Below are 20,484 nucleotides of genomic sequence, written 5' to 3' on the forward strand. Positions count from 1 at the left end.
CGTTCGATCCGACGGCGACCACCAGGTGGCGTCGATCGGGATCGCCGATGCCGGGCAGGGTAGGTAGGAGAGTGTCCGCCGCGGTCCACGGATAGTCGTGGGCGGGAAATGCGCAGATGCCGCGTGCGTCGGGTCCGGGACCCGACGCACGCTGATCAGCTGGGTCGATCGGAACTATGAGGTCGCCTTCCGCCAGCGCCGCCGGCCCTCCTCGGCGCCCTCTTCGGCCTTCTCCTTTGCGACCGTCGCCAGTCCGGCGATCTCGGCACCCAGTTCGGGTGCGCGCTGCCGGATGACCTCGGCGATCTCGGCCGACCGATCCTTGGTCACCTCCGCGAGTTCCGGGCCGCGCTGCTTGATGACCTCGGCGGCGTCGATCGACCGGTCCCGGGCGGCGGCAGCGAGCTCCGGAGCGCGGTGCTTGACGGTCTCGGCGGCGTCGGCCGACAACGCGCTCAGGCTGTGGGCGCCCTCGGCGGACTTCTCGCGGATGGTGTCCCAGGCGGAATCCGAGCCGGACGAGGCCAGCGGGATGGCCGCGGAGACGGCCGCGGTTGCCGCGGCAGCCTTACGACGGCCGCGCCAGGCGAGCGACGGCTTGGCCTCGGTGTCGACAGCGGCGATCAGCAGACCCCCGAGCAGGCTCGTGTTCTTGAGGAACTGGGTGCGCTGCATCGACTTCTTGACCGGATCTGTCTCCTCCCAGAAGGCGTGTCCGGCAATGGTCGTCGGGATCAGCGAGCCGGCGAGCGCGAGCGATGCGACGCGCGGGAACTTGCCGGTGGCCAGCAGCACGCCGCCGCCCACCTGCACGGCACCGTTGGCCCGAACGAGTGTGAGGGGCTCGGTGGGAACGCTGTCGGTCACCGAGTTGGGCAGGACGTCCACGGACTTGTCGATGAGTGGAGTGGCCATCTCCGCCCGCTTGTGCGGGTTGCGCAGGGAATCGATTCCCGCGTAGACGAAAACACTGGCGAGCATGGGTCGGGCAATTCGGCGGATCAACACTGACGGCCTCCTCGTATGGCTCGGGGAATCACCCCCGTCTCTGGAGGGTGAACCTTATCGAGGTTACCGGTAGCGGAGGTCGGGCGCAGTCACGGTGGCGTGCCGAGTCGACCTGACCGAACCGTCACCACCCGCGGTCGCGCCACTCGGCCACCGACGGACGCTCCGCACCGAGCGTGGTGTCCTTGCCGTGCCCCGGATAGACGACGGTCGAGTCCGGGTATCGCGCGAATACCTTGGTCTCGACGTCGTCGAGGAGTTTCTCGAAGTCGCCCGGCTCCCAGGTCTTACCGATTCCGCCGGGGAACAGGCAGTCGCCGGTGAACAGATGCACGACGTCACCGTCGGTCAGGGCCAGCGCGATGGAGCCGGGCGTGTGGCCGACAAGGTGGATCGCGTCGAACGTGAGGTCACCCACCTCGATGGTGTCGCCGTCCTCGACGAGCCGGTCGGGGGTGACGGGCAGTTCCTCGGCATCGAAGCGGCCGGCGGCGGTCGGTACGCCGAGCTTGGCGGCGACCGCCTCGAGCGCCTGCCAGTGATCGAAATGACGGTGGGTCGTGAAGATGAGCCGAGGGGTGCCCGGAACGGCGTCGACCAGGTCGAGAATGCGGTCGGCGTCGTTGGCTGCGTCGATGATCAGCTGATCGCCGGTCGCGGTCGAGGTGATCACATAGACGTTGTTGTCCATCGGACCGACGGACAACTTGACGATCGACGCGGTGCCGAGGGTGCGGCGCTGCGGTTGCGGGGACTCCGAGAGGTCGCCGGTGTAGGTGTCGCTGATGGAAACATCCGAGGAGGTCATGGGAGTCACGCTATCGGGTTCGGCGACGGCCGTCGCCCGGGTCGCGCGAGAACGGACGAGCGTATCGTTGTTGTCTGGTCTTGTCGGTGGTCGCCAGTACGGTGTCCGCGGGTGCGGTACATACCGTCCAGCCACGGAAACGCGCCCGGATGCAAGCACACCGATACACAACCCACGCACACCGGTGTTGAGCCGGGTCGGTAACGAATGAGGACTTGAAGTTGGTTGACCGTCTGATCGTCCGCGGCGCCCGCGAGCACAATCTCCGCGGAATCGATGTGGATTTGCCGAGGGACAGTCTCATCGTGTTCACCGGATTGTCCGGGTCGGGCAAATCGTCGCTGGCCTTTGACACGATCTTCGCCGAGGGCCAGCGCCGCTACGTCGAATCATTGTCCGCGTACGCGCGTCAGTTCCTGGGGCAGATGGACAAACCCGACGTCGACTTCATCGAGGGTCTGTCCCCTGCGGTGTCCATCGACCAGAAGTCGACCAACCGCAACCCGCGATCGACGGTCGGCACCATCACCGAGGTCTACGACTACCTGCGCCTGCTCTATGCCCGGGCCGGTAAGGCCCACTGCCCCGAGTGCGGTGCGCTGATCGCCAAGCAGACGCCGCAGCAGATCGTCGACCAGGTACTCGCGATGGAAGCGGGCATCCGGTTCCAGGTCCTGGCGCCGGTGGTACGGACCCGCAAGGGTGAGTTCGTCGACCTCTTCGGCGAACTGCAGACCCAGGGGTACTCGCGTGCCCGGATCGACGGCGTCGTCCATCAGTTGACGGATCCGCCGAAGCTCAAGAAGCAGGAGAAGCACGACATCGAGGTCGTCGTCGACCGACTGTCGGTGAAGGCCTCGGCCAAGCAGCGGCTGACCGATTCCGTCGAAACCGCCCTGCGGCTGGCCGACGGCATCGTCGTCCTGGACTTCGTCGACCTCGAGGAAGACGACCCGAACCGGGAACGCCGCTTCTCGGAGAAGATGGCCTGCCCCAACGGACATCCGATCGCCATCGACGACCTCGAACCGCGATCCTTCTCCTTCAACTCGCCGTACGGCGCCTGCCCGGAATGCGACGGCCTCGGGATCCGCAAGGAGGTCGACGAAGAGCTCGTCGTCCCCGACCCGGACCTGTCCCTCGCCGACGGTGCGATCGCGCCGTGGTCGGGCGGCCACAACGCCGACTACTTCCTCCGTCTGATGGGCGGCCTCGCCGACCAGATGGGCTTCGACGTCGACACCCCGTGGAAGAAGCTGCCTGCCAAGGCCCGCAACGCCATCCTCAACGGCAGTGACCACCAGGTCCACGTGAAGTTCCGTAACCGCTACGGCCGTACCCGCTCGTACTACACCGAGTTCGAGGGCGTCATGTCGTTCCTCGCACGGCGGATGGACCAGACCGAGTCCGAGCAGATGAAGGAACGCTACGAGGGGTACATGCGCGACGTGCCGTGCCCCGCCTGCCAGGGCGCGCGCCTGCGGCCGGAAATCCTGTCGGTCACCCTCGACCACCCGACTCACGGTGAGATGTCGATCGCCGAGGTGTGCGCGTTGTCGGTGGCCGAATGCGCCGATTACCTCAACGGCCTCGAGCTCGACGAACGGCAGCGCGCGATTGCCGGTCGGGTCCTCAAAGAGGTCCAGGCCCGCATCCGGTTCCTGCTCGACGTCGGCCTGGAGTACCTGTCGCTGTCCCGCGCGGCCGGATCGCTGTCCGGTGGTGAGGCCCAGCGCATCCGGCTCGCCACCCAGATCGGTTCCGGGCTCGCCGGTGTGCTCTACGTCCTCGACGAACCGTCGATCGGCCTACACCAGCGCGACAACCGTCGGCTCATCGAGACCCTCACCCGCCTGCGCGACCTCGGCAACACGCTCATCGTCGTCGAGCACGACGAGGACACCATCCGCTCGGCCGACTGGATCGTCGACATCGGCCCGCGCGCCGGAGAGCACGGCGGGGAAGTGGTGCACAGCGGCAGCTACAAGGACCTGCTGAAGAACCGCCGCTCACTGACCGGTGCCTACCTGTCCGGCCGCGACGAACTGCCGATCCCGGCGATCCGCCGACCGATCTCGCGGAAGAAGTTGCTGACCGTCGTCGGCGCGCGGGAACACAACCTGCGCGGCATCGAGGTCTCCTTCCCGCTCGGCGTGCTCACCGCGGTCACCGGCGTGTCCGGATCCGGCAAGTCGACGCTCGTCAACGACATCCTCGCGACCGTGCTGGCCAACAAGCTCAACGGTGCGCGGCAGGTTCCCGGACGGCACACCCGGGTCAAGGGTCTCGACAACCTCGACAAGCTCGTGCAAGTCGACCAGTCGCCGATCGGTCGCACGCCGCGGTCCAACCCGGCGACCTACACCGGCGTGTTCGACAAGATCCGCACCCTGTTCGCCGCGACCACCGAGGCGAAGGTCCGCGGCTACCAGCCCGGCCGATTCTCGTTCAACGTCAAGGGCGGACGATGCGAGGCGTGCGCCGGCGAGGGCACCATCAAGATCGAGATGAACTTCCTGCCCGACGTCTACGTTCCGTGCGAGGTCTGCCACGGCGCCCGCTACAACCGGGAAACCCTCGAGGTGCACTACAAGGGCAAGACCATCTCCGAGGTCCTCGACATGCCGATCGAGGAGGCCGCCGAGTTCTTCGAGCCGGTCACGTCGATCCACCGTTACCTCAAAACCCTCGTCGACGTCGGGCTCGGCTATGTGCGGCTGGGTCAGCCGGCGCCGACGCTCTCCGGTGGTGAGGCCCAGCGTGTGAAGCTGGCCGCCGAACTGCAGAAGCGGTCGACGGGTCGGACCGTCTACATCCTCGACGAACCGACCACCGGTCTGCATTTCGAGGACATCAAGAAGCTTCTCGGCGTCATCAACGGCCTCGTGGACAAGGGCAACACCGTCATCGTCATCGAGCACAACCTCGACGTCATCAAGACGGCCGACTGGATCATCGACATGGGTCCCGAGGGCGGTACCGGTGGTGGCATGGTCGTTGCCGAGGGCACTCCGGAGGACATCGCGCTGGAGCCGGGTTCGCACACCGGGAAATTCCTGTCGGAGATTCTCGATGTCGATCAGGCGGTCGCGTCGGCGGGCTGAGATTGTCGGTGGCGTCTGCTTTCCTGTGGTCACTGATCACCGAGGAGGTGCACCATGGGACTTATGAGCGCGACCGTCGGGTTCCCGCCACCCGGATCAGGTCCGTTGACCGTGCGTGATCTGGAGGCGGTGCCCGAAGACGGCCGTCGATACGAACTCATTGACGGGATGCTCGTCGTGAGTCCGGTACAGGGCACGCTTCACCAGGCCATGGTTGTCAAACTGTCGGCGCAGCTACTGGCGGCATGCCCATCAGACCTCGTCGTCATGGCGGCGCCCTTCGCGGTCCACGACGGTGATGATGTGGAACTGCAGCCAGATGTGTTGGTGGGTCGGTACGCGGACTTCACCGCCAAAGATCTGCCGAAACCTCCAGTACTGACCGTCGAAATCCTGTCGCCGAGCACCGCGCTCATGGACCTGAACACCAAGAAGGCGGTCTACGAGCGGCTAGGGGTGCCGAGTTATTGGATCATCGACCCGCAGCAGATCCGCCTCACCGTGTACGAACTCGATGCCGATGATCGGTATGCGGAGGTGGCATCCGTCGCAGGAGCCGACTCATACGACGCAGTGCGGCCGTTTCCGGTACGAATCGTTCCCGTGGATCTGCTGGGCCGGTTCGCCGAGGACTGATCGCCGGCCTACTTGCCCATCGACTTACGGATCTCGTCGAGCTTCTTCTTGGCCGCCTCGTCGCGCTTGCGCATCATCTCGTCGACCCGCTGACCTTCCGGGCTCTCCTCGGCGAGTTCGCGGGCACCGATCGACGTCGTTATTCGGCCCTCGATCTTGTCGCGGACGAAGTCGAAGGTCGGCACACCGGAGTCGGTGTAGTTGGGGTCGGGGAGTGGCGGCGTATATCCGGGCGGTGGTGCGGGAGTGGTGTTGGTGACGATCTCGCCCTCGACGACCTCGGAACCCGGTTGATCGGGCTGCTCGCTGCTCATACCGAAAAGGGTACGTGCGCGGTATCGCGATGTGGTTGCGGTTTTCATCGGCTACCGAACAACATCGCAACCGATTCCCGCGGCTATCCCCGCACTGGCCCGGTGTACTTCTCGCCCGGACCTTCGCCGGGCGCGTCCGGGTGCGCGCTCGCTTCACGGAACGCGAGCTGCAGCCCCTTGAGACCGTCCCGGATCGGTGCGGCGTGAATGCCGAGGTACTCGGTCGATGCCGTGACCAGGCCGGCCAACGACGTGATGAGGCGTCGAGCCTCGTCGAGATCGACGGCATCCGGCGACGCGTCCTCGGCCAGACCCAGCTTTTCCGCAGCCGCACTCATCAGCATCACGATCGCCTTGGTAACCACCTCGATCGCCGGAATATCGCCCAGGTCACGCACGTTCTCCATATCGGTCTGCGGTCCGCCGACTGCTCCGTCGTCGCTCGTCGTTGCGCCCTCCGGGGGCATCTGCGCAGGTGACGAATAGGAGTTCTCGGTCATGGCTGTTAGACTTCCATAGCACGACCGCCCCGGTTAGCGCCGGGGTAGCAAGTGGAGTTCCGCTCCCACCGTCGCGACGCGACCACCCAACGGTGATCGTAGTTGCACGGTCCGGCTCACGCCGATGGTCGCATCACCGACACAATTGTGTCGGTGACCTGCGATGTCTGTTGTTGAGCCGGTCGGTATCGGAGCCCTGTGGATGCGTATCAGCATCGCGGGGCTCTTCTGCTGAGGGCACTCTGCTCGCCGCTCGCGACACATCCGGCGGTCCGAACAGAAGATTTGATCAAGGAGGCCCCATCAGCAGCACTGAGACCCGCATCAATGAGCGCATCCGCGTCCCTGAGGTTCGACTCGTCGGACCGAACGGTGAGCAGGTGGGCATCGTGCGTGTTGAAAATGCGCTCCGTCTGGCCGAAGAAGCAGACTTGGACCTGGTCGAGGTTGCGCCCGACGCGCGGCCACCCGTGTGCAAGATCATGGATTACGGCAAGTTCAAGTACGAAGCCGCCCAGAAGCAGCGCGAATCGCGTCGCAACCAGCAGATGACCGTCATCAAGGAGCAGAAGCTCCGCCCGAAGATCGACGACCATGACTACGAGACCAAGAAGGGTCACGTCGTCCGGTTCCTCGAGGCCGGGTCCAAGGTGAAGGTGACCATCATGTTCCGCGGCCGCGAGCAGTCGCGCCCGGAACTCGGTTACCGCCTGCTGCAGCGTCTGGGCAACGACGTCGCCGACTACGGCTTCATCGAGACCTCGGCAAAGCAGGACGGCCGCAACATGACCATGGTGCTCGCCCCGCACAAGGGCGCGAAGACGCGGCAGAAGGCTCAGCAGAGCCGCGACGACCGTGGTTCGAAGGCAGACGCGCCCGCGCAGACCGAAGAGACCAACCAGTAGCCACTGGTACTGCACTGAACAACAGCGTGCGAGACAACCCGTGACCGGCGGGTGGGTCCCGCTCGCTCGACTGAAGGAAAGACATGCCGAAGAGCAAGACCCACAAGGGCACCGCGAAGCGATTCAAGGTGACCGGCAGCGGCAAGATCGTTCGCCAGAAGGCCAACCGCCGCCACCTGTTGGAGCACAAGTCGTCGCGCCGCACCCGCCGTCTCGACGGCATCGCCGTGGTGAGCGAGAACGACGCCCCGCGCATCAAGCGACTGCTCAACCGCTGATCGCCCCCGACATCTGACGAACGAAGAGGACTGACACATGGCACGCGTGAAAAGGGCGGTAAACGCCCAGAAGAAGCGTCGTTCGACGCTGGAGGCTTCCAAGGGGTACCGCGGGCAGCGCTCGCGCCTGTACCGCAAGGCCAAGGAGCAGCAGCTCCACTCGCTGACCTACGCCTACCGGGACCGTCGCGCCCGCAAGGGTGAGTTCCGGAAGCTGTGGATCGCGCGTATCAACGCCGCGGCCCGCGCCAACGACATCACCTACAACCGCTTCATCCAGGGCCTCAAGGCCGCTGGTGTCGAGGTGGACCGCAAGGTGCTCGCCGACATCGCCGTCACCGACCCCGAGGCCTTCACCGGCCTGGTCGAGGTGGCCCGCAAGTCGCTGCCGGCCGACGTCAACGCCCCCGCGGCCTGACGACGACCCGACCTACGAAACGACCCGTGGTGGACGTTCTGACCGAACGCTCATCGCGGGTTGTTTCGTATGCAAAGCTGCACCGCGCGTCCGTGCGACGTGCCGAGGGACGCTTCTTGGTCGAGGGCGCCAATTCGGTTGTCGCCGCCCTGGATACAGGTCGAGCCCAGGTCGTGCTGGTGCGCGGCTCCGATGCCGAGCGACACAGCGCGACCGTCGCCCGCGCGGCCGCCGACGGTATCGAGATCCTCGAGTTGTCCGACCGGGCGGCCGACAAACTCTCCGAAACCACGACGGCGCCGGGCATTTTCGCGGTGAGCTCACTGCTCGATGCCCGCCTCGACGACGTGCTGGCCGCCGGCCCCCGACTGCTCGCCGTCGCGGTGGAGCCACGTGAACCCGGCAACGCCGGCACCCTGATCCGCACCGCCGACGCCATGGGCGCCGATGCCGTTCTGCTGCTCGGAGATTCGGTGGACCCGCACAACGGAAAGTGCGTGCGATCCAGCGCGGGCAGCGTGTTCCATCTGCCGCTGGTCCGGGAAAGGTCGATCGACGACGGCCTCACCGCGGTCAAGGACGCCGGCGTCAGCGTGCTCGCCACTGCCGCCGACGGTGAGGTCTCGCTCGACGACGCCGCTGACCTACTGACCCGGCCGACCGCATGGCTGTTCGGCAACGAGGCCCACGGGCTGTCCGACGATGTGCTCGCGGCCGCCGACCACCGGGTGTCGATCCCCATCCACGGTCGCGCGGAGAGCCTGAATCTTGCTGCCGCAGCATCGATTTGTCTATATCAGAGTGCGGTGGCACAGCACCGGAGTGAGTAACACCTGCACGATCTGAGTAGATTCGCTCAGTCGCCTCGCGCGTGATCCGGCCAGACTAAACGGCATGCACTCGTTGACATCTCGCACGATTCCGACGACCGAACGACGCCGCGGCGTGTCCGCGGCCGAACTCGACGCCCTCAGCGAAGGGCGCGATCGCGTCATCGACCTGTTGCGCATCGTTTCGCTGATCGTCGTGGTGGCCGGCCACTCGATCATGCTCACCGTCGCCATCGACGATCTGCACAGTGCGTCGGGAATCCGGTTGGGCAACATGCTCGGCGACGTCCCGGCGCTGCAACCGGTCACCTGGCTGCTGCAGATCCTGCCGCTGTTCTTCTTTGCCGGGGCGGCCGCCGCGACGTTGGGCTGGCGCTCCGGTGCGGACGGGCACACACCCGGCCAGTGGTTGTTCGCCCGCAGCCAACGGCTGCTGCGACCGGTCGCGTGGTATCTCCTCGTCGGCGTGGTGGCGCTTGCGGTGCTGGCGTACACCGGTCAGGGTGCCGCCGCCGACGTCGTCGCTCGACTGTCGGTGCAACTGCTGTGGTTCCTCGGCGCGTACCTGTTGGTGCTGGCGGTCGTGCCGTTCCTGCAACGGATCTCGACGGCGCGCGAGGTGGTGGTCGCGCTCGCCGCCTGTTGGGGCGCCACCGCGGTCATCGATGCGCTCCGGCTGACGATCGGCCCCGCAGCCCTCGGCAACATCAATTTCCTGACGGTGTGGTCCATTCCGGCGGGGCTCGGAATCGCCTATGCGAAAAGGCTTCTCACCACGCGGGCCGCGGCCCTCATGGCCGTCGCGGCCTTCGTCGTCAACGTGCTACTCGTCGCCGTCGGCCCTTATGAGATGTCGCTGGTCACCGTGCCAGGACAGCATCTGTCCAACATGTCGCCGCCCAGTCTGCTACTGGCCGGACATGCAATCGTGTTGTGCGGGCTTGCCATTGCGTTGCGTCGAGCGCTGGCCGCCATCGTCGAACGACCGCGTGTCTGGTGGTGGGTGGCGATGGGGAACCGTGGCGCCATGACGCTCTATCTCTGGCATCTGCCGGTGCTGGCGTTGATCATCGTTGGGGGACACGCAATCGGAGTCGACCGAAGCCCTCAGTCCGCAGGCTACCCGCTGGTCATCGTCATCGAGACCGCGTTGCTGCTCGCTGCGATGGTACCGGTCGTGCTCGCGCTGTCGCCGCTCGAGAATCGCCCGATCCCGTGGTGGGACGCGCCCGTCGCACGTCACACCCAGCGCGCCCGCGACTTCCTTGTGCTGACACTGCTCGTGGTCGTCGCGATCTCGACGCTGATGGTCGCTCGCCATGGACTGGTCGGCGACGGTCGCTGGTGGTTGTTGCTCGCCATGGCTGCTGCCCTCGGCGCGCGGACTGTCGTCGCGCAGTTCGGGCAAACCTCACCTCCCATTCGACGTTCCTCGCTACCTTGAACCCATGACCGAGCACCCAACGCTGCGTGCGCTCAGCGGGCTTCCCGTCGAACCCGCCGGCCTCGCCGACTCCACGCTGATCCTCATCGACTGCCAGAACACCTACACGCAAGGCGTGATGGAACTCGACGGCGTCCAGCCGGCGCTCGACGAGGCGGCGTTGCTGCTCGACCGCGCCCGGACCGCTGGGATCCCGGTCATTCACATCCAGCACGACGCCGGTGAGGGCTCGCCCTACGATCTGACCGCCGAGAACGGGCAGATCGTCGACCGCGTCGCCCCACGCGACTCCGAACCCGTGGTGGTGAAGAACTTCCCGAACTCCTTCGTCCACACCGAACTCGATCGGCTGCTCAAGGAATCCGAGACGAGCAACGTCGTGCTGGCCGGATTCATGACGCACATGTGCGTGAACTCGACCGCGCGCGGCGCCTTCAACCTCGGCTACGCACCGACCGTGGTGGCTGCCGCGACTGCGACCAGGCCGCTACCGTCGCTCGGCACACAGGTCGCCTCCGCCGACATGCAGGCAGCCAGCCTCGCGGCGATGGCCGATCTGTTCGCCGTCGTGGTCGGGGACGGGGCTGCCGTCCCGGACTGACTGCGCGAGGCGCAATCCACCACGTCAGAGCGGTCGACTACCCTAGAACGTCGAGTGTCCGCCGTGCTCACGGCCGGACCGACAGTCCCACCCGACCGAGGAGACCGCCGAGGATGGCCAACTCAGACGACGACGCCCCAGCGACGCCGCCGACGTTCCCCGAACCCGCCGAACTCGACGCCGCGGCAGCCGCCGCGGTCACGGCCTTCGACGCGGCCGCCGATCTCGACGCGCTCGCGGTGGCCAAGACCGCCCACCTCGGTGATCGCTCACCGATCGCGCTCGCCCGCCGCGCGCTGGGCAGTCTCCCCAAGGATCAGCGGTCGGCCGGCGGCAAACTCGTCAACGAGGTGCGTGGCCGGGTCAGTGCGGCGCTGGATCTGCGCACCGCGACCCTGCACGCCGAACGCGACGCCGCGGTTCTCGTCGCCGAGTCGGTCGACGTCACCCTGCCCAGCGGTCGCCGGCGGGTCGGCGCCCGGCATCCGATCACCGTGATCGCCGAGCAGGTCGCCGATGTTTTCGTCGGCATGGGATGGGAGATCGCCGAGGGGCCCGAGGTCGAGACCGAGCACCACAACTTCGACGCCCTCAACTTCCTGCCCGACCATCCGGCCCGCTCGATGCAGGACACCTTCTACATCGCACCCGAGGGGTCGAGGCAGGTGCTGCGCACGCACACCTCACCGGTCCAGGTGCGCTCGATGCTCTCGCGCGACCTGCCGATCTACGTCGCCTGCCCGGGCCGCACCTTTCGCACCGACGAACTCGACGCCACCCACACCCCGGTGTTCCACCAGATCGAGGGCATCGCCGTCGACAAGGGCCTGACCCTGGCCAATCTGCGCGGAACCCTGGAGGTCTTCGCCCGCGCACTGTTCGGCCCGGAGACCACCACCCGCATGCGTGCGAGCTACTTCCCGTTCACCGAACCCTCGGCCGAGGTGGACGTCTGGTTCCCCGGCAAGAAGGGCGGACCGGGCTGGGTCGAGTGGGGCGGCTGCGGCATGGTGAATCCGAATGTGTTGCGCGCCAGCGGAATCGACCCCGACGTGTACTCCGGCTTCGCCTTCGGAATGGGTCTGGAACGCACCCTGATGTTCCGCAATGACATCTCCGACATGCGTGACATGGTCGAAGGTGACATCCGCTTCACCCTGCCGTTCGGCCCCGCGGCCTGACCGCAGGCGCCACTTGCCTTGCCCGCAAACCTGATCCGATGAAAGTAGATGGTTGACGTGCGTGCCCCACAATCCTGGTACACCGAGGTGCTCCGGCAGGGAGATCCGCAGTGGTCGGCGACCACCGAGGAGATCGACGCGGGCTTTGTCCGGGTCGGCTTCGAGATCGAGGACATCGAACCGTTCCCGACGATCACCGGACCACTCGTCATCGGCCGCGTCGCCACCATCGAAGAACTCACCGAGTTCAAGAAGCCGATCCGGTTCTGCACCGTCGAGGTCGGCGAGGCCGAGCCACGCGGCATCGTCTGCGGCGCACGGAACTTCGCCGAGGGCGACCTGATCGTCGCCGCGCTGCCCGGTGTCGTGTTGCCCGGTCCGTTCGAGATCGCCTCGCGCAAGACGTACGGGCGGGTCTCCGACGGCATGATCTGCTCGGTGTCCGAACTCGGCATCGGTCACGACCACAGCGGCATCCTGGTGCTCGCGCCGGGTACCGCCGAACCGGGTGCCGACGCGCGGGAGGTGCTCGGCCTCGACGACGCCGCCATCGACGTCAACGTCACCCCGGACCGCGGCTACGCGTTCTCCGTGCGCGGACTCGGACGTGAGCTCGCCGGCAGCTTCGGCGTACCGTTCGTCGATCCGGGCCTCGCGACGGCCGCGTTGACCGCGCCCGCCCAGTCCGAGCCCCCGGCCGCCGCCACCGGCGACGGCTGGCCCGTCGCCATCGACGACGACTCGCAGGCCACCCGCTACACCGCCCGGACCATCACCGGCGTCGACGCGACCGCGGTGTCGCCGTGGTGGCTGCAGAAGCGGCTCATGGTCGCCGGCATCCGCCCGATCTCCGCGATCGTCGACATCACCAACTACGTGATGATCGAACTCGGTCAGCCGCTGCACGCCTTCGACGCCGACAAACTGTCGGGCACCATCACCGTCCGCTCGGCCACGGCGGGGGAGAAGCTCACGACCCTCGACGGCGTCGACCGCGTCCTCGATCCCGAAGACGTCGTGATCGCCGACAACAGTGGACCCATCGCACTCGCCGGCGTCATGGGCGGCGGCAGCAGCGAGGTCAGCGATGCCACCACCACCGTGCTGCTGGAATCGGCGACCTTCGACCAGGTGCGCGTGTTCCGCACCGGCAAGCGCCACAAGCTGACGTCGGAGGCCAGTAAGCGGTTCGAGCGCATCGTCGACCCGGAGATCACGGCCGTCGCCTCGGATCGCGCGGCACAGCTGATCGTGGAGATCGCCGGCGGCACCATCGCGTCGCCGCTGTCCGAAGCTCGTGTCGAGGTACCGCCGACGCCGAACATCGAGATCCCCGCCGACGAACCCGATCGCACCGCGGGCATCGGGTATCCCGCCGGCACCACCGCCCGCCGCCTCGACGAAGTCGGTTGTACGGTGACCGGCACCGACCCGCTGACCGTCACCCCGCCGTCGTGGCGCCCGGACCTCAAGCAGCGCGCCGACTTGGTGGAAGAGGTGCTGCGACTCGAAGGTCTCGAGGGCATCCCGGCCATCGTGCCCAGTGCGCCCGCGGGCACCGGACTCACCCCAGCGCAGCGTCGTCGTCGCGCCATCGGCCGGACCCTGGCCCTGGACGGATTCGTCGAGGTGCTGCCGTACCCGTTCATGCCGGCCGGCGTCTTCGACCAGTGGGACCTTCCGGCCGACGACCCGCGCCGCCACACGGTGAAGGTCCTCAACCCGCTCGACGCCGAGCGACCCGAGCTCAACACCACACTGCTGCCCGGCCTGTTCGAGATGGCATCGCGCAATATCGCACGCGGACAACGAGATCTGTCGCTGTACACGATCGGGCAGGTGGAGTTCGCCGGCGATAACGTCACCGCGATGGCCGCTCTCGACGTCACCCGACGACCCACCGACGAGGAAATCGCCGCACTCGACGCGTCGCTCCCGCGTCAGCCGCTGCACGTCGCGGTGGTCGTCACCGGACTCTACGAGCCGGCCGGTCCGTGGGGGCCTGGGCGCGCCGCCGACTACCTCGACGCGTTCGAGGCGGCCCGCAGCATCGGGCGCGCCGCCGGCGTCGAGGTCACCTTCACCGCCGCCGAGCACCGTCCGTGGCATCCCGGCCGCTGCGCCGCGGTCACCGTCGACGGCGTCACCGTCGGGTACGCGGGTGAGCTGCACCCGGCGGTGCTCGAGCGCGCAGGCCTGCCGAAACGGCTGTGCGCGGTGGAACTCGAGGTCGATGCGCTGCCGCTGACCGAGAACCTGCCGGCACCCCGCGTGTCGGTGTTCCCGGCCGTGCTGCAGGACGTTGCGGTCGTCGTCGCGGAGACCGCGTCCGCCGCGGATGTGGCTGCGGCGTTGCGTGAGGGTGCCGGTGAGCTCCTCGAGTCGATCGAGCTGTTCGACGTGTTCACCGGGGCGCAGGTCGGCGAGGGGAGCAAGTCGCTGACCTTCGCGCTGCGGTTCCGTGCGAGCGACCGCACGCTGACCGAGGAAGAGGCCAACGAAGCGAAGATGGCGGCCGTCGCCCACGCCGATGCGGTCATCGGAGCACGGCTGCGCTGAGCAAGCTCCCGCTCACCGGGGCATCTATGAATCTATTTGCATCGTCGTGCATAATGATTGCATGACGACCAAGGTGGCGGTGGCCGGTGCGAGCGGCTACGCGGGCGGTGAGATCCTACGACTCCTGTGCAATCACCCACGTCTGCGATCCGGTGACCTCGAGATCGGTGCGCTGACCGCAGGCGGCAATGCGGGCAGCACCCTCGGATCGCTGCATCCGCACCTGTTGCCGCTGGCCGATCGAGTACTCGAGGACACCACCCCGGAGATTCTCGCCGGTCACGACGTGGTGTTCCTCGGTCTGCCGCACGGCACCTCCGGTGCCATCGCCGACGCTCTGCCGCCGGCCACCCTCATCATCGACTGCGGTGCCGACCACCGGCTGCAGAACGCGCAGGACTGGGTCGACTACTACGGCAGCGACCACGCAGGCACCTGGCCCTATGGACTTCCCGAACTCCCCGGCAACCGTGACGTGCTGCGTGACGCGAGTCGGATCGCGGTCCCGGGCTGCTATCCGACGGTGTCCGTCCTCTCGCTGCGGCCGGCGATGGCCGCCGGACTCATCGAGCCGCACGTGACGGTCGTCGCGGTCAGCGGCACCTCGGGCGCGGGCCGCGCACCGAAGGTCGACCTGCTGGCCGCCGAGGTCATCGGGTCGTCGCGCGCGTACGGGGTCGGCGGGGTCCACCGGCACACCCCGGAGATCTCCCAGGCGCTGTCAGCCGCCGCCGACGCACCGGTCACCGTGTCCTTCACCCCCGTCCTGGTGCCGATGTCACGGGGCATCCTCGCCACCTGCACCGCGCGCACCACCGCGACGGCCGCCGAGATCCGATCTGCCTATGAAAAGGCTTACGGCGACGAAACTTTCGTGCACCTGCTCCCCGAGGGGGTGCTGCCGACCACCGGTTCGGTGCTGGGCAGCAATGCCGTGCAGATCGCCGTCACCGTCGATGAACGGGCCGGCACCATGGTCGCGGTCGGCGCGATCGACAACCTGACCAAGGGCACCGGCGGAGCCGCCGTGCAATCGATGAATCTGGCACTCGGCTGGGACGAGGCCGAAGGACTGAGCACCGTAGGAGTCGCGCCGTGACGACCTCTCAGGATTCCACCGCCGACGACCGGATCACCCCGGGAGCTCCGCTCGACGCGCCGCGGCTGCTGCGTGAACAGGGTGTGACCGCACCGCTCGGCTTCCGCGCCGCAGGTATCGCCGCCGGCATCAAAGCGTCGGGCAAGGAAGACCTCGCACTCGTATTCAACGAGGGACCCGACTACGCCGCCGCCGGCGTCTTCACCCGTAACCAGGTGAAGGCGGCACCAGTGTTGTGGAGCCAACAGGTGCTGACCACCGGCCGACTGCGCGCCGTTGTCCTCAACTCCGGCGGAGCCAACGCCTGCACCGGCCCGGGCGGGTTCCAGGACACCCACGCCACCGCGGAGAAGGTCGCCGAGGAACTGAGCAACTGGGGCACCGAGACCGGCGCCGTCGAGGTCGCCGTCTGCTCCACCGGCCTCATCGGCGACCGACTCCCCATGGACAAGGTCCTCGCCGGTGTCACCGAGATCGTCCACGAGATGGGTGGCGGACTCTCCGGCGGCACCGACGCCGCCTACGCCATCATGACCACCGACACCGTGCCGAAACAGGCTGCGCTGCATCATCCGCAGGGCTGGAACGTCGGCGGCATGGCCAAGGGCGCGGGCATGCTGGCGCCATCATTGGCGACCATGCTCGTCGTGCTCACCACCGACGCGCGGGCCAGTGCCGAACAGCTTGACGAGGCGCTGCGCAAGGCCACCGCCACCACCTTCGATCGGCTGGACGTCGACGGGTCGTCGTCCACCAATGACACTGTGCTGCTGCTGAGTTCGGGTGCCAGCCAGATCCCCGTCGAGCAAGCTGACCTCGACGCCGCGGTGTTCGCGGTCTGCGACGACCTCGCCGCCCAACTCATGGCCGACGCCGAAGGCGTCACCAAGCGCGTGGTGATCACCGTGTCCGGCGCGCACACCGAGGACGACGCCGTCACCGTCGCCCGCGTGGTCGCGCGTGACTCGCTGGTCAAGACTGCACTGTTCGGTTCCGACCCCAACTGGGGCCGGGTACTCGCCGCCGTCGGGATTGCGCCGGTGACCATCGATCCCGACCGGATCACCGTCTCCTTCAACGGGTCCCCGGTGTGCGTCAACGGCTGCGGGGCGCCCGGTGCCCGCGACGTGGATCTGTCCGGCGCCGACATCGCCGTCGACATCGACCTCGGTCTGGGGGACGCGTCGGCAAGTATCCGGACGACGGATCTCTCGCACGCATATGTCGAAGAGAACTCGGCGTATTCGTCATGACGGGTACCGAACTCGGCGCCTTGGAAAAGGCTGCGGTCCTTGCAGAGTCGCTCCCTGCGCTGCAGGCGTTGCACGGTGCGACGATCGTGGTGAAGTACGGCGGTAACGCCATGATCGACGATGACCTGAAAAGTGCCTTCGCCGCCGACATGGTGTTCCTGCGAGCGTGCGGCCTCCACCCGGTCGTCGTGCACGGTGGCGGTCCGCAGATCTCGGCGATGCTGAAAAAGCTTGGTCTGCAAGGCGAATTCCGTGGCGGTTTCCGCGTCACCACCCCCGAGGTGATGGACGTGGCCCGCATGGTGCTGTTCGGGCAGGTCGGCCGGGAACTAGTCGGACTGATCAACGCGCACGGCCCCTACGCGGTCGGCATCACCGGCGAGGACGCGCATCTGTTCACCGCGAGCCGGCGCACTGTGCTCGTCGACGGCGTCGCCACCGACATCGGACTCGTCGGCGACATCACGTCGGTCAACACCTCCGCCGTGCTCGACCTGGTCGGCGCCGGCCGCATTCCCGTCGTCTCGACGATCGCTCCCGATCGAGATGGAGTGGTGCACAACATCAATGCGGACACCGCCGCCGGTGCGCTCGCCGAAGCGCTGGGCGCGTCGCGGTTGGTCATGCTCACCGATGTCGAAGGCCTCTACACCGATTGGCCGGACAAGACCTCGCTGGTGTCGCGGATCGGCAGCACTGAACTGACCGGCCTGCTCGGCTCGCTCGACGCCGGCATGGTCCCCAAGATGGAGGCCTGCCTGCGTGCGGTCACCGGCGGCGTGGCGCAGGCCGACGTGATCGACGGCCGCATCCCGCACTCTGTCCTCGCCCAACTGCTCACCAGCGCCTCGACGGGCACCACCGTCGTCGACGACTCCGAAAGTGGCACAGTATGACTCAGCCCTTACAGCAGCGGTGGTCGGCCGCCATGATGAACAACTACGGCACCCCCGCGCTCGCACTGGTCGCCGGCGACGGCGCGATGGTCACCGACGCCGACGGCAAGCAGTACCTCGACCTGCTCGGCGGCATCGCTGTCAACGCCCTGGGCCACGGCCATCCGGCGATCGTCGAGGCAGTGTCCACCCAGTTGCAGACACTCGGCCACGTCTCGAACCTCTACATCAGTCCGCCCGCAGTGGAACTCGCCGAGAAGCTGCTCGACAAGTTCGGCCACCCGGGCCGCGTGTTCTTCTGCAACTCCGGCGCCGAGGCAAACGAAGCCGCGTTCAAACTCGCCCGCCGCACCGGACGACCCGAGATCGTCGCCGCCGAGAAGGCGTTCCACGGCCGCACCATGGGATCGCTCGCGATGACCGGGCAACCCGCGAAACGTGAACCCTTCGAACCGATGCCGCCCGGTGTTCGGTTCGTGCCCTACGGCGACGTCGATGCGCTCGACGCCGCGGTGACCGAGAACACCGCCGCGGTCATCCTCGAACCGATCCTCGGCGAGAGCGGGGTCGTGGTGCCCCCCGAGGGGTATCTCGCGGCCGCTCGGCGGATCACGAGCGAACGGGGCGCGCTCCTCGTCTTCGACGAGGTGCAGACCGGGATCGCCCGCACCGGAACCTTTTTCGCCCATCGGCAGGCCGGTGTGGTGCCCGACGTGATGACCCTGGCCAAGGGCCTGGCCGGCGGACTGCCGATCGGCGCGTGCATCGCGACCGGCCCGGCCGCCGACCTGTTCCAGCCCGGCCAGCACGGCACCACCTTCGGTGGCAACCCCACCTGCGCGGCCGCCGCACTCGCGGTGCTCAACGTGATCGACAGCGATGGACTCGTCGATCATGTTGCCGCGCTGGGTAAGTCGATCACCGCCGGGGTCGAGGAACTCAACCACCCGCAGATCTCCCATGTCCGCGGCGCGGGCCTGCTGCTCGGTATCGCGCTGAACAGTCCGATCGCCGCCAAAGCCGAAGCGGCCGCGCGGGACTCGGGCTTCCTCATCAACGCGCCCGCGCCGGACGTGCTACGACTGGCTCCGCCGCTCATCCTCACCGAGGAGCAGGCAACGGGTTTCGTGACCGCTCTGCCCGGCATCCTCGACACCGCGACCGCAGCTGCCCAGGAAGGGAACTCATGACCCGGCACTTCCTGCGTGACGACGACCTCACCCCCGACGAGCAGGCCGAGGTACTCGCGCTCGCCGCGGAGGTCAAGGCCGAGCCGTTCAAACACCGGCCGCTGGACGGCCCCCGCGGCGTCGGCGTGATCTTCGACAAGAACTCCACGCGCACCCGGTTCTCCTTCGAGATGGGCATCGCGCAGATGGGCGGCCACGCGGTCGTCGTCGACGGCACGACCACACAGTTGGGTCGAGATGAGACCATCGAGGACACCGGACGGGTGCTCTCTCGCTTCGTCGACGCCGTTGTCTGGCGCACCTTCGGACAGGACCGCCTCGAGGCGATGGCATCGACGGCGACGATCCCGATCGTCAACGCCCTCTCCGACACCTTCCACCCGTGTCAGGTCCTCGCCGATCTGCAGACGATCATCGAACGCAAGGGCCGAACCCAGGGCCTGTCGATGACGTACCTCGGCGACGGCGCGAACAACATGGCGCATTCGCTCGGACTGGGCGGCGTGACCGCCGGCATGCACGTCACCATCAGCGCACCAACGGGTTTCGAACCGGACCCGGCGGTGGTGGAAGCCATCAACGCTCGCGCCGAGTTCACGGGTGGATCACTGCGCATTGTGTCCGACCCGGTCGAGGCGTCGCGCGGCGTCGACGTCCTGGTGACCGACACCTGGGTCTCGATGGGGCAGGAGAGTGACGGCAAGGACCGGCAGGCGCCGTTTCGGCCGTATCAGATCAACGCCGACCTCCTCGCCGTCGCCGATCCGGAAGCGATTGTGCTGCACTGTCTTCCGGCGCATCGCGGGGAAGAGATCACCGACGAGGTGATCGATGGCCCGGCCAGCGTCGTGCTCGACGAGGCCGAGAACCGGCTGCACGCGCAGAAGGCGCTGCTCATCTGGCTGCTGAGGCAGTCGTGACCGCGTCGCCCGAACACTCGGAGACCCGGCTCGCGGCCACCAAAGCGGGCCGGCACGCCCGCATCATCGAGCTGCTCTCGGTCAACCAGGTGCGCAGCCAGTCGGAGTTGCAGCGTCTGCTGGCCACACAGGGAATCGACGCCACGCAGGCGACGTTGTCGCGCGATCTCGACGAGCTCGGTGCGGTGAAGCTGCGGTCTGCCGACGGTGGCGCGGGGGTTTACGTGGTCCCCGAGGACGGCTCCCCGGTGCGCGGTGTGTTCGGCGGCACCGACCGCCTCGCCCGACTGCTGTCGGAACTGCTGGTCTCCTCCGACAGCAGCGGCAACCTCGCCGTACTGCGGACCCCGCCGGGCGCCGCACACTACCTGGCCAGCGCCATCGATCGGGCCAACCTGCCCGACGTGGTGGGCACCATCGCGGGGGATGACACGATCTTCGTCGTGGCCCGCGAACCCGCCGACGGCGCGGAACTCTCTCGACGAATCGAGGGCCTCGTGTAAACGCGGCCCCAAACCCACAGCCAACACGACACAATCT

The 20,484-nt window shown here is 67.4% G+C and carries 20 protein-coding genes; 16 read left to right on the forward strand and 4 right to left on the reverse strand.

Translation table 11 applies throughout. From position 1 onward, the window contains the following. Positions 1–174 precede the first annotated feature (174 nt). Together AAFP30_RS04410 and AAFP30_RS04415 are read right to left on the reverse strand one after the other, a co-directional pair. On the reverse strand, positions 175–1,008 hold the full coding sequence (locus tag AAFP30_RS04410; RefSeq protein WP_419228596.1) for a DoxX family protein: 834 nt from the start codon (positions 1,006–1,008) through the stop codon (positions 175–177). A 124-nt stretch (positions 1,009–1,132) separates the two neighbouring features. Next, positions 1,133–1,816 carry an MBL fold metallo-hydrolase gene (locus tag AAFP30_RS04415; RefSeq protein WP_419228597.1) on the reverse strand — a complete coding sequence of 228 codons (684 nt, stop codon included), beginning with the start codon at positions 1,814–1,816 and terminating at the stop codon, positions 1,133–1,135. A gap of 221 nt (positions 1,817–2,037) precedes the next feature. Here AAFP30_RS04415 and uvrA point away from each other — a divergent pair, with 221 nt between their 5' ends. Together uvrA and AAFP30_RS04425 are read left to right on the forward strand one after the other, a co-directional pair. Next, positions 2,038–4,920, forward strand: a complete 2,883-nt coding sequence (gene uvrA / locus AAFP30_RS04420) for an excinuclease ABC subunit UvrA (RefSeq protein ID WP_419228598.1) — start codon at positions 2,038–2,040, stop codon at positions 4,918–4,920. Positions 4,921–4,983: 63 nt separating this feature from the next. Continuing rightward, the gene (locus AAFP30_RS04425) at positions 4,984–5,556 is read left to right on the forward strand and encodes a Uma2 family endonuclease (RefSeq protein WP_419228599.1); all 573 of its coding nucleotides are present in this window, start codon (positions 4,984–4,986) and stop codon (positions 5,554–5,556) included. A gap of 8 nt (positions 5,557–5,564) precedes the next feature. Here the strand turns inward: AAFP30_RS04425 and AAFP30_RS04430 are convergent, their stop codons facing one another. Both AAFP30_RS04430 and AAFP30_RS04435 read right to left on the reverse strand, forming a co-directional pair. Further along, positions 5,565–5,870, reverse strand: coding sequence for a PspA domain-containing protein (locus AAFP30_RS04430; RefSeq protein WP_419228600.1), 306 nt, complete (start codon positions 5,868–5,870; stop codon positions 5,565–5,567). 83 nt (positions 5,871–5,953) lie between these two features. Further along, positions 5,954–6,370 carry a DUF1844 domain-containing protein gene (locus tag AAFP30_RS04435; RefSeq protein WP_419228601.1) on the reverse strand — a complete coding sequence of 139 codons (417 nt, stop codon included), beginning with the start codon at positions 6,368–6,370 and terminating at the stop codon, positions 5,954–5,956. A gap of 242 nt (positions 6,371–6,612) precedes the next feature. On the opposite strand from AAFP30_RS04435, the gene infC reads away from it, so the two are divergent. From infC to AAFP30_RS04505, 14 genes are all read left to right on the forward strand, one after another. Further along, positions 6,613–7,275 carry a translation initiation factor IF-3 gene (gene infC, locus AAFP30_RS04440; protein ID WP_419228676.1) on the forward strand — a complete coding sequence of 221 codons (663 nt, stop codon included), beginning with the start codon at positions 6,613–6,615 and terminating at the stop codon, positions 7,273–7,275. A gap of 83 nt (positions 7,276–7,358) precedes the next feature. Continuing rightward, positions 7,359–7,553, forward strand: coding sequence for a 50S ribosomal protein L35 (rpmI, locus tag AAFP30_RS04445; protein WP_005208912.1), 195 nt, complete (start codon positions 7,359–7,361; stop codon positions 7,551–7,553). Between the two features lie 37 nt (positions 7,554–7,590). Beyond that, positions 7,591–7,971, forward strand: a complete 381-nt coding sequence (gene rplT / locus AAFP30_RS04450; protein ID WP_419228602.1) for a 50S ribosomal protein L20 — start codon at positions 7,591–7,593, stop codon at positions 7,969–7,971. Positions 7,972–8,000: 29 nt separating this feature from the next. Beyond that, entirely contained in the window at positions 8,001–8,801 is an 801-nt protein-coding gene (locus AAFP30_RS04455; protein ID WP_419228677.1) for a TrmH family RNA methyltransferase, read from the forward strand. A gap of 64 nt (positions 8,802–8,865) precedes the next feature. Next, the gene (locus AAFP30_RS04460) at positions 8,866–10,245 is read left to right on the forward strand and encodes an acyltransferase family protein (protein WP_419228603.1); all 1,380 of its coding nucleotides are present in this window, start codon (positions 8,866–8,868) and stop codon (positions 10,243–10,245) included. 4 nt (positions 10,246–10,249) lie between these two features. Continuing rightward, on the forward strand, positions 10,250–10,846 hold the full coding sequence (locus AAFP30_RS04465; protein ID WP_419228604.1) for a cysteine hydrolase family protein: 597 nt from the start codon (positions 10,250–10,252) through the stop codon (positions 10,844–10,846). A 113-nt stretch (positions 10,847–10,959) separates the two neighbouring features. Continuing rightward, on the forward strand, positions 10,960–12,027 hold the full coding sequence (pheS, locus tag AAFP30_RS04470) for a phenylalanine--tRNA ligase subunit alpha (protein WP_419228605.1): 1,068 nt from the start codon (positions 10,960–10,962) through the stop codon (positions 12,025–12,027). Positions 12,028–12,084: 57 nt separating this feature from the next. Beyond that, on the forward strand, positions 12,085–14,586 hold the full coding sequence (gene pheT / locus AAFP30_RS04475) for a phenylalanine--tRNA ligase subunit beta (RefSeq protein ID WP_419228678.1): 2,502 nt from the start codon (positions 12,085–12,087) through the stop codon (positions 14,584–14,586). A gap of 61 nt (positions 14,587–14,647) precedes the next feature. Continuing rightward, positions 14,648–15,685 carry an N-acetyl-gamma-glutamyl-phosphate reductase gene (gene argC, locus AAFP30_RS04480; RefSeq protein ID WP_419228606.1) on the forward strand — a complete coding sequence of 346 codons (1,038 nt, stop codon included), beginning with the start codon at positions 14,648–14,650 and terminating at the stop codon, positions 15,683–15,685. After that, a complete protein-coding gene (gene argJ / locus AAFP30_RS04485; RefSeq protein ID WP_419228607.1) occupies positions 15,682–16,938 on the forward strand; it encodes a bifunctional glutamate N-acetyltransferase/amino-acid acetyltransferase ArgJ in 1,257 nt (418 codons plus the stop codon). Before argC ends, argJ begins: the two co-directional genes overlap by 4 nt. Next, positions 16,935–17,834 carry an acetylglutamate kinase gene (gene argB / locus AAFP30_RS04490; protein ID WP_419228608.1) on the forward strand — a complete coding sequence of 300 codons (900 nt, stop codon included), beginning with the start codon at positions 16,935–16,937 and terminating at the stop codon, positions 17,832–17,834. The genes argJ and argB overlap by 4 nt, the downstream gene beginning before the upstream one ends. Further along, positions 17,831–19,024 carry an acetylornithine transaminase gene (locus AAFP30_RS04495; protein WP_419228609.1) on the forward strand — a complete coding sequence of 398 codons (1,194 nt, stop codon included), beginning with the start codon at positions 17,831–17,833 and terminating at the stop codon, positions 19,022–19,024. Before argB ends, AAFP30_RS04495 begins: the two co-directional genes overlap by 4 nt. Next, entirely contained in the window at positions 19,021–19,944 is a 924-nt protein-coding gene (gene argF, locus AAFP30_RS04500; RefSeq protein ID WP_419228610.1) for an ornithine carbamoyltransferase, read from the forward strand. The genes AAFP30_RS04495 and argF overlap by 4 nt, the downstream gene beginning before the upstream one ends. After that, positions 19,941–20,447: an arginine repressor gene (locus AAFP30_RS04505; protein WP_419228611.1), complete on the forward strand. Its 507-nt coding sequence runs from the start codon at positions 19,941–19,943 to the stop codon at positions 20,445–20,447. Before argF ends, AAFP30_RS04505 begins: the two co-directional genes overlap by 4 nt. The last annotated feature ends 37 nt before the right edge of the window (positions 20,448–20,484 follow it).

The organism is Gordonia sp. CPCC 205515, from assembly GCF_048537925.1.
Taxonomy (GTDB): domain Bacteria; phylum Actinomycetota; class Actinomycetes; order Mycobacteriales; family Mycobacteriaceae; genus Gordonia.

Coding starts and splice junctions, on each gene's coding strand:
- AAFP30_RS04415 (WP_419228597.1), bottom strand. CDS start 1,816: ATGACCTCCTCGGATGTTTCCATCAGCGACACCTACACCGGCGACCTC.
- AAFP30_RS04425 (WP_419228599.1), top strand. CDS start 4,984: ATGAGCGCGACCGTCGGGTTCCCGCCACCCGGATCAGGTCCGTTGACC.
- AAFP30_RS04430 (WP_419228600.1), bottom strand. CDS start 5,870: ATGAGCAGCGAGCAGCCCGATCAACCGGGTTCCGAGGTCGTCGAGGGC.
- AAFP30_RS04435 (WP_419228601.1), bottom strand. CDS start 6,370: ATGACCGAGAACTCCTATTCGTCACCTGCGCAGATGCCCCCGGAGGGC.
- rpmI (WP_005208912.1), top strand. CDS start 7,359: ATGCCGAAGAGCAAGACCCACAAGGGCACCGCGAAGCGATTCAAGGTG.
- rplT (WP_419228602.1), top strand. CDS start 7,591: ATGGCACGCGTGAAAAGGGCGGTAAACGCCCAGAAGAAGCGTCGTTCG.
- AAFP30_RS04460 (WP_419228603.1), top strand. CDS start 8,866: ATGCACTCGTTGACATCTCGCACGATTCCGACGACCGAACGACGCCGC.
- AAFP30_RS04465 (WP_419228604.1), top strand. CDS start 10,250: ATGACCGAGCACCCAACGCTGCGTGCGCTCAGCGGGCTTCCCGTCGAA.
- pheS (WP_419228605.1), top strand. CDS start 10,960: ATGGCCAACTCAGACGACGACGCCCCAGCGACGCCGCCGACGTTCCCC.
- argC (WP_419228606.1), top strand. CDS start 14,648: ATGACGACCAAGGTGGCGGTGGCCGGTGCGAGCGGCTACGCGGGCGGT.
- argB (WP_419228608.1), top strand. CDS start 16,935: ATGACGGGTACCGAACTCGGCGCCTTGGAAAAGGCTGCGGTCCTTGCA.
- AAFP30_RS04495 (WP_419228609.1), top strand. CDS start 17,831: ATGACTCAGCCCTTACAGCAGCGGTGGTCGGCCGCCATGATGAACAAC.
- argF (WP_419228610.1), top strand. CDS start 19,021: ATGACCCGGCACTTCCTGCGTGACGACGACCTCACCCCCGACGAGCAG.